This window comes from Candidatus Zixiibacteriota bacterium (genome assembly GCA_020853795.1).
Taxonomy (GTDB): domain Bacteria; phylum Zixibacteria; class MSB-5A5; order CAIYYT01; family CAIYYT01; genus JADJGC01.
This window is the reverse complement of record JADYYF010000158.1, coordinates 1-8002: the sequence shown is the minus strand read 5'-3', so window position 1 is coordinate 8002 and position 8002 is coordinate 1. Positions and strand designations below refer to the sequence as shown.

The following is an 8002-nucleotide window of genomic DNA, read 5'->3' as shown; positions in this document are numbered from 1 at the left end:
CGCTCCGATCCGGTCGTGCTCACCGCCCCGGCCACGGTGGAAGATGCCGCCTACAAGATCCACAAAGATTTCGCCGAGAAATTGCAGTTCGCCAAGGTCTGGGGGGCAGGGAAGTTCGATGGCCAGCGTGTCCAAAGGGATTTCCAGCTCGCTGACGGCGATGTCGTCGAATTCCACCTCTGACTGTCATCGCAATGTCAAAAACTCCTGAATCCGGGTGCCGCGTGTCGATTGCATTTGACCGACCGGGAGATTTCCTCTATCATCGACTGCGAAGGTCTATACATGGAGGTGTGATGAAGATCCGATTTCTGCTTTGGCCCGCCCTTGCAGCCCTGGCGGCACATTCCTTCGTTACCGGCGGTGAGATGAAGTCGGCTGCGCCGACACCCGCCGCCGATTCCACCGCCTGGCGCGCACAGGAACGGCATCTGCACAACATCAAACAGTTGACCTTTACCGGCGAAAACGCCGAGGCCTACTTCTCCTACGACGCCAAGCAGTTGATCTTCCAGTCGAACATCCCGCCGTACAACTGCGATCAGATTTACCTGATGAACTCCGACGGCTCCAATCGCCGCCTGGTCTCGACGGGGCAAGGGCGTACCACTTGCGCGTTTATTCAGCCCGACGGCCGGCGCATCATCTATGCCTCTACCCATGCCGCCGACTCCGCCTGTCCGCCGCCGCCCGACTTCAGCCGCGGCTATGTTTGGGCGCTCTATCCCGGCTACGATATCTACTCCGCCAATCCCGACGGCCGCGATCTGAAGAACATCACTAATTCGCCGCGCTACGATGCCGAGGCCGTCTATTCTCCCGACGGCAAGAAGATCGTCTTCACCTCGCTGCGCTCCGGCGATCTGGAAATCTATACCATGAACCCCGACGGCTCCGATGTCCGCCGGCTCACGCATGAACTCGGCTACGATGGCGGCCCCTTCTTCTCCTACGATGGCACCAAGATTATCTACCGTGCCTCGCGCCCCAAAACCGCCAAAGATTCCGCCGACTACCTGTCGCTGCTCCAGGACGACATGATCCGTCCCTCGGAACTCGAAATCTGGATCATGGATGCCGACGGCTCAAACCAGCACCAGATCACTCACCTCGGCAAGGCCAACTTCGCGCCGTATCTGCATCCCGACGGCAAACGTCTGGTGTTCTGCTCGAACCATCGCGGCAATCCCCGCGAATTCGACATCTTCATGATCAATCTTGACGGCACCGGTCTCGAGCAGATCACATTCAATCCGACTTTCGACGGCTTCCCGATGTGGTCGCACGACGGCAAGAAATTCGTCTTCTGCTCCAACCGCGACAACCGGAAAGAAGGCGAGACCAACGTCTTCATCGCCGACTGGCTCGACTGACCGCGCGCTCTCGTTGCCCCTGTAGTGCCGACTTCACTCGGCTCCGCTGCCCCACCGCCTGCGCAGCGTCCCGAGGAACGAGGGATTGCGGTGGGAAAGTGATAGTTGGTAGGTCAGGATCCCTGCGATCCTGACGCTGGTCCACGCGCCGTCAGGAATCCCTTCCTGAAGGTGAACGCACCCGGTCCCCGTGCTGTCCCACCTCCTGCGCAGCCTCCCGAGGTACGAGGGATTGCGGTGGGAAATTGCCAGAAGAGGCTTCGGCGCCCCACCGCTTGCGGTGGGTCGGATATCACGCGTCGTTGCGGCAGGTCTTGATCCCGCGCACCACTGCCGTCGCGATCCCAACTACACTCCTCGCGCGGGATTGTGGCCTGCCGCTTCTCTACTTGTTCTCAGAAGATACAGTCAACCTGGATTCCCGCCTCCACGGGAATGACACCCGCCCCTCTCCCTCTGGGAGAGGGGTTAGGGGTGAGGGCTTCTCGTCGCTCCGAGTCCTCTCTCGCGCGCCATCGACCGCCACACCCACCGCTCTCACCGATCCAATTCAACCTTAGCAAAGGGGGTCAGGGGGTTGTATTGGCTCCCGCTCTCGCCAATCCGACCACTCTCTGCCGACACCTCCATCGACCATGCGTGTCATTGCGAGGAGCGCCCCTACCGTCAGCACGTTCTCGACCCTGGATCGCGACCAAGCAATCTCCGCGCTATTTGGACACCACTGCTCTCCGACGAGCTGACCTTTCCCATCGCCTCCCGGGAGAAGGGCAGGGGTGAGGGCTTCCCGGTGCGCCGGCTTCTCCCACCCCACAAACACAATCGCCCTCTCCCGTCAGGGAGAGGGCGACTAAACTCACCGTCAACTCGATTGCGCGCTACGATGTCTGACTCGCTGCCGCCCCATTCCCGTTACCGTTCAGCGATGACACGATCACTCCGTCCTTGATCAAGATCGTCCGCTTCGTCCGCTTGGCGATATTCGGATCGTGCGTAATCATTAAGATCGTCGTGCCCGACTGCCACAGTTCCTCGAAAATCTTAATGATCTCACTCCCCGACTTGGAATCCAGATTACCCGTCGGCTCATCCGCCAGAATCAGCTTCGGATTGTTCGCCAGCGACCGTGCAATCGCCACGCGTTGCATCTCGCCGCCCGACAGTTCTGTCGGTTTGTGATCAAGCCGATTCCCCAGCCCGACTCGCTCCAGAAGTTTCGTCGCCCGCTCGCGGCGCTGGCGCGCGCTGATCCCCGCAAAAATCATCGGCAACTCGACATTCTCGAACGCCGTCGCATACGGCAGCAGGTTGAAATTCTGAAACACAAACCCGACCTTGCGGTTGCGAATCTCCGCCAGTTGGTTCGGATTGAGCTGGTCGATGCGCTCGCCGTCCAGGAAAAATTCCCCCGCCGTCGGCGTATCGAGACAACCGACGATGTTCATCAGCGTTGACTTGCCCGATCCCGACGGCCCCACGATGCTGACAAACTCGCCCGCCGCCAGATCCAGGTCGAGCCCTTTCAGCGCCTCGACCGCGACCTTGCCGGTGTTGTAAAGCTTGCGGATGCCTGACATCTTGATCATCTATTCTCACCTCGCATTATTCGTACCGCAATGATTCGACCGGATTCACCGAGGCCGCCCGCCGCGCCGGGAAGAACCCCGCCGTCAGTCCGACGAACGCCAAAATCGCCACCGTCACCATCCCGATCGCCACGGAAATCGTCGGCTTGCCCAGCCAACTCAACGCTTCATTTTGTAGATCCACCCGCGCAAACCCCGAGCAAATGCCCTGCGCAAACACGATTCCCAGCAATCCGCCGATGCCGCAGATCAACAGCGCCTCGAGGATAAACTGCCCCATAATCTGCCGCGGCTTCGCCCCCAACGCCATCTTCACGCCGATCTCGACCGTTCGCTCCTTGATTGCGGCGTACATGATGTTCGCCACCCCCAGACCGGCAATCGACAACGAGAAAAATCCCATCACGCCGAAGAAAATCTCCAGCCCCAGCATCATCTTCTCCATCACGTTCTGCATCTCAATCACGTCCCAGATCGACAGCGCTGCCTTGTCCTTTGGATCAAACTTCTGCCGCTTGCCGATCACCTCATACATCCGCGTCTTGACAAACTCCGCCTGCTTCGGATCGCGCGGCTTGACCACGATATTGCTGTAGCGCAACTGCCCCCAGATCGCCGAAAATGTCGTCGCCGGAATCGAGACCTTGTTGTTGTCCGGCCCGCTGTACGACCCCATCTGCTGCTTCTTGGTCTGCACCCCCACCACCGTGAAGGGAATATTGTTGATCGAGATGATTTTCCCGACCGCGTCTTGCTCACCGAACAGATTCTCCTTCACCTTGTCGCCAAGGAATACCACCCGCCGGCGCTTCTGCATATCGATCTCATTGATGAACCGTCCCCCCGGCTGCGGATAATGCGCCCGCATCACCTCGAACGACGGAAACAAACCATTTGTCCGCGCCGACACCGTATTCTTGCCGTAGCTGATCGAGGTTCCCCAGTCGAAATAATCCGCGCCGACCTTCTCAATTTCCGGGATCTGCTTCTTGAGTTCTTCTAAATCCTCCGGGTAAAATCGAATCCGCCGCGCCTTGCCCAGACCTTCATACGGAATCGTCGTCTGCCCGCCCCAGACGATGATAATCCCCTCGCCGAGCCCCTTCGAGTTGTTCATCAACTGCGACTTCAGCCCGTTCGCAAACGCCAACAGCAACACGATCGACAGCGTTCCCCACAGCACGGCAATCAGCGTCAGCGTCATCCGCTTCTTGTTGGCGCGCAAATCGCGCCAGAATAGCTTAACGAATAAGAACGATCGCGACATCTTACAGCTTCAACGCCTGCACTGGGTTCATATTGGCCGCGCGCCGCGCCGGGAAGAAACTCGCCAGCAGCGCGATAAATCCCAGGATCCCGATCACCGCCAACTTGTCCTGCAGCGACAACGACGGAATCCCCACGTACTCTTCGATTCCCATCTTCGGCGCGACCGCGATGATGATCTGCGCGATCCCGTAACCGATCGCCCCGCCGATGGCGGTCAGAATGAACGTCTCGAAGATGAAGCCCATCAGCACGAAACCCTTCTTCGCGCCGAGCGCCATCTTGATCCCAATTTCCTTCGTCCGTTCTTCCACCACCACGTACATGATGTTGGCCAGCCCGATGCCGCCTACCAGCAGCGTCATGAAGCCGACAAAACCGACAAACATCCGCAGCGCCACGAAGAAGATCAGAAAATCATTGTCCTCCACCGTATCCCACAGCGACAACGCCTCCTTATCGGTCGGATCGAACTTGTAGCGCTTGGCAAACACGTCATAGACGCGGTCAATGCACTGCGGATGTACCTCCAGGCTCGCCGCCTTGAACACGATGTTGTCCAGGTAGCGGTCGCCGTACGTCGTCTGCAGCGTCGTCGCCGGGATGATCGCCTTGTCCTGGTCGCGCCCCGAATATGACGAGTCCTGCCGCTTCTTCTGCATCACGCCGATGATCGTGTACGGTACGCCGTCCACCATCACCACCTGTCCGACCGCATCGACGTTTTCCCCGAAAATCTCATCGCGCAGGGCGTTGCCGATGAACATCACTCGCCGCTTCTCGTCCAGATCGACCCGGTTGATAAACCGCCCGCCCGGCTCCGGTATGACATTGCGCAATTGCGCGTAGTCCGGCTCCACCCCCGAGCACTGCACCAGCTTCGACTTGCGCCCGTTCTTGATCGACATGTTCCAGCGAATGAACTCGCCCGAGACCGTGCCCAGCTCGGGAATATTGTTGCGCATCATCTCGATGTCGGCCGGTACAAAACCGAACCACCGCCCCTTGGGATAACCCGCGTACGGCTTGCTGGTGTTGCTCGCCCACATGATCACGATGTCGTCGCCCAGCCCTTTCATTGCCTCCACCTGCCGGCGCTGCAACCCGTAGCCGAACGCCAGCAGACAGATCACCGTGACCGTGCCCCACGCCAGGCCCAGCAACGTCAGGAATGTCCGCAGCCTCTGCGCGCGCAGATCGTGCAAGAACTGTTTGAGATAAAGCTTAAAGGAAGTCGGGCGCATGCGAATCCAATGCCGGTTGCTTGTCCGTCAACTCCGCGCGTCAGTCAATGACGCTCTTGACGATCTCCTTCTCCGCGACCAGATCGCCCTCGCTCAGACCGCTCACCACCTCGATCGTGATCCCGTCCGATAGGCCGGTGGTGATCACCCGCTCTTTCTTGGCGCCGAGAGAATCCACGATCTGCACGAACGCGCTGTCACTGCGGAAATCCACCAGCCGCTCCGGAATCACCAGGATATCCTTGGCCTGTTTGATGATGATCTCGGCGTTGGCCGAATAGCCCGCGCGCAGCTTGGAGATATCCGCTTCGTTGAAGCGCACCTCGACGTCAAACACCGTCGCCGACTGCTCCTTGCGCGCCTTCGGCGAAATCTTGTGCAAGACGCCGGTGACTGTATCCTTCGGCAGCGCGCCGACTTTTAGCGTCACCGTCATGCCTTCCGTCAACTTGCCGACGTCGATCTCGTCTACCGTCCCGCGGAAAATCAAATCTTTCATGTCAGCGAGGGTGATCAGCGCAGTGCCGTCCTGATAGGAGGTCAATGGCACCACCGGATCACCCTCGTTGACGTTTTTCGAAAGCACCGAACCCGTGATGGGAGAACGGATCGTGCTCTCGACGTTGACATTCTTCGTGCGAATCGCGCCCTTTTCCAGCAATTGCAGGCGCTCGTTGGCCAGGTTCAACTGCAATTGCGCCTGCTCAAACGCCGCCTTGCGATCGTCATATTCCTGCTGGGAAATCAATTTCTTGTCGAACAGCTCCGTCGAGCGGTCAAACGCCAGCTTGGCGTTGTCGAACTGAATCGTCGCCCGGTCGATCTCGCGCTGCGCCTCCGTGTATTCCAGCGGCGTCGGCTGCGGCGAAATCTCAATCAGGACGTCACCCTCGCGCACCAGGTCGCCGACATCGGAATACAGCCGCTTGACGATCCCCGAAATCTTCGACTTGACGACAACCTCTTTGTACGGCTGAATCGTCCCGATCGCCATTGCCTTCTCAATGATCTCGCCCTTCTCAACCTTCGTCCCCGGCGGCTGATTCCCCTTGCTCGAATCGCCGCGATTGAAAAAGATCAGAATTACCGCCGCAATCACCGCCACGCCGATAACTCCGAACACGACTTTCTTCATTGCTGGTTCCTTCTTTATGGCAAATAACCGATTTATCCGAGCTACAATAAATAGGGTACGACTGTCGCGGGGAGAAGTTGCAGGCGATGTTGGATGGCGCCCGCCTCACGGCAGGGAGAGAATCAACCGCTCCAGCTCGGCGCTGATCGCCGCCGCGCCGCGCTCGTTATAGTGAATGAAGTCCCCTTTCGGATCATCGAAGTACTCCGGATGCTCCGCAAACAGCCGCGCTGCATCGACTAACCCCACGCCCAGATCTGCCGCGGTCTGCCGCACCACGTCGTTGTAACGCTCATGGTAGGCCTCCATCGGATTGGCCTGCCCCGGATCGGCATCGCCCACCGGGGCCGTGATCAAGATCGGCGTGGCGCCCTGCTCACGGCACAGCCGGATCATCGCCTCAAGATTGGCGCGATAGTCCTCCAGCCCCACCCGGTACTTCGGCGATTGCTTGTTGTAGGTATACTCCCGTGCTTTCTCGCTGCGCGAGAGCAGGGTATACTTGACGGCACGGTAGACATAGCTGCGTGACAAGACATTCTGCGCATCAAGTATCCACTGCGGCGCCATCTCCTGCGTCTTGTCCTCGATGTCGAATCCCGCCGCCCAGTGGTCGTTCCAGCCGTAACAAATCGTCACCACCTTCGGCTTAAGTCGCGGCAGCGTCTCCCGCAACAGCCGCAGCCCCTGAAATGACGAATACCCCGGTACCCCGCAATTCACCACGCGAAATTGCGCCCGGCTAATCGGCGCCAGCCGCGTCTGCAGTTGACCCGGATAGGTCTGCTCCTCCGTCAGCCGCCAGCCGAACGTGCACGAATTGCCGAAGCAGGCGACGGTGAAGGTCGACGGCGTCTCGGCCGCCAACTCGCCCCCGCGAAACCCCAGCGCATTCGTGCGGTACGACCCCGGCACCAAAAATTCTTCTTTGTCGCTGATATTCCTCTTCAGCCGCCAGAACAGATCGTGATCCTTCTCGAAGAAGTCCGGATACTCGAACACCCGCACCAGCATGAAAAACGGATTGTCCACCCGTGCTTTGATGTTGGCCAACCTCAGGACACCCTCGGCCCCGGCCAGCAAAAGCAGGATTGCAACTAGACTGAAAAGGAAATGCTTGAACACGCGCGGCACGCCCGACTCCGCGCCTTACATGCGGCCGCTGCCGTGCGGGATGAGGTAGAAGATGATCATCAGGATCAACCCGACGACCGTGATCACCCGCGCTGTCGGCAGATTCACCAGATCCTTAGCGCTCTCCCCCGACCACGCCGACCCTTTTAGGCCGACCATCGCCAATATCCAGTACAGGCAAAGGACGAGTGAGAACGTGTCGGTCAAATTCGTGCTTACCGGTATCCCGCTCCACCATGTACCGTATGTCTGCCGCTCGATTTG

The 8002-nt window shown here is 59.1% G+C and carries 8 protein-coding genes; 2 read left to right on the top strand and 6 right to left on the bottom strand.

Annotation, left to right across the window (positions count from 1 at the left end):
• Together IT585_12400 and IT585_12395 are read left to right on the top strand one after the other, a co-directional pair.
• Positions 1–183: TGS domain-containing protein (locus IT585_12400; protein MCC6964047.1), on the top strand; the 183-nt coding region annotated here is incomplete at its 5' end.
• Positions 184–368: 185 nt separating this feature from the next.
• A complete protein-coding gene (locus IT585_12395) occupies positions 369–1373 on the top strand; it encodes a PD40 domain-containing protein (GenBank protein MCC6964046.1) in 1005 nt (334 codons plus the stop codon).
• An 878-nt stretch (positions 1374–2251) separates the two neighbouring features.
• On the opposite strand, the gene IT585_12390 is transcribed toward IT585_12395, so the two are convergent.
• The 6 genes from IT585_12390 to IT585_12365 form a co-directional block, all read right to left on the bottom strand.
• Entirely contained in the window at positions 2252–2959 is a 708-nt protein-coding gene (locus IT585_12390) for an ABC transporter ATP-binding protein (protein ID MCC6964045.1), read from the bottom strand.
• 16 nt (positions 2960–2975) lie between these two features.
• The gene (locus IT585_12385) at positions 2976–4226 is read right to left on the bottom strand and encodes an ABC transporter permease (protein ID MCC6964044.1); all 1251 of its coding nucleotides are present in this window, start codon (positions 4224–4226) and stop codon (positions 2976–2978) included.
• A gap of 1 nt (position 4227) precedes the next feature.
• A complete protein-coding gene (locus IT585_12380; protein ID MCC6964043.1) occupies positions 4228–5469 on the bottom strand; it encodes an ABC transporter permease in 1242 nt (413 codons plus the stop codon).
• Positions 5470–5509: 40 nt separating this feature from the next.
• Entirely contained in the window at positions 5510–6604 is a 1095-nt protein-coding gene (locus IT585_12375; protein ID MCC6964042.1) for an efflux RND transporter periplasmic adaptor subunit, read from the bottom strand.
• A gap of 105 nt (positions 6605–6709) precedes the next feature.
• Complete coding sequence (locus IT585_12370; protein ID MCC6964041.1) at positions 6710–7738, bottom strand: SGNH/GDSL hydrolase family protein; 1029 nt, start codon at positions 7736–7738, stop codon at positions 6710–6712.
• Between the two features lie 15 nt (positions 7739–7753).
• Positions 7754–7897 carry a hypothetical protein gene (locus IT585_12365; GenBank protein ID MCC6964040.1) on the bottom strand — a complete coding sequence of 48 codons (144 nt, stop codon included), beginning with the start codon at positions 7895–7897 and terminating at the stop codon, positions 7754–7756.
• Positions 7898–8002 lie beyond the last annotated feature (105 nt).

Excerpts from the sequence above, each read along its gene's own strand:
- IT585_12395 (MCC6964046.1), top strand. The coding sequence starts at position 369 with ATGAAGTCGGCTGCGCCGACACCCGCCGCCGATTCCACCGCCTGGCGC.
- IT585_12390 (MCC6964045.1), bottom strand. The coding sequence starts at position 2,959 with ATGATCAAGATGTCAGGCATCCGCAAGCTTTACAACACCGGCAAGGTC.
- IT585_12385 (MCC6964044.1), bottom strand. The coding sequence starts at position 4,226 with ATGTCGCGATCGTTCTTATTCGTTAAGCTATTCTGGCGCGATTTGCGC.
- IT585_12380 (MCC6964043.1), bottom strand. The coding sequence starts at position 5,469 with ATGCGCCCGACTTCCTTTAAGCTTTATCTCAAACAGTTCTTGCACGAT.
- IT585_12375 (MCC6964042.1), bottom strand. The coding sequence starts at position 6,604 with ATGAAGAAAGTCGTGTTCGGAGTTATCGGCGTGGCGGTGATTGCGGCG.
- IT585_12365 (MCC6964040.1), bottom strand. The coding sequence starts at position 7,897 with ATGGTCGGCCTAAAAGGGTCGGCGTGGTCGGGGGAGAGCGCTAAGGAT.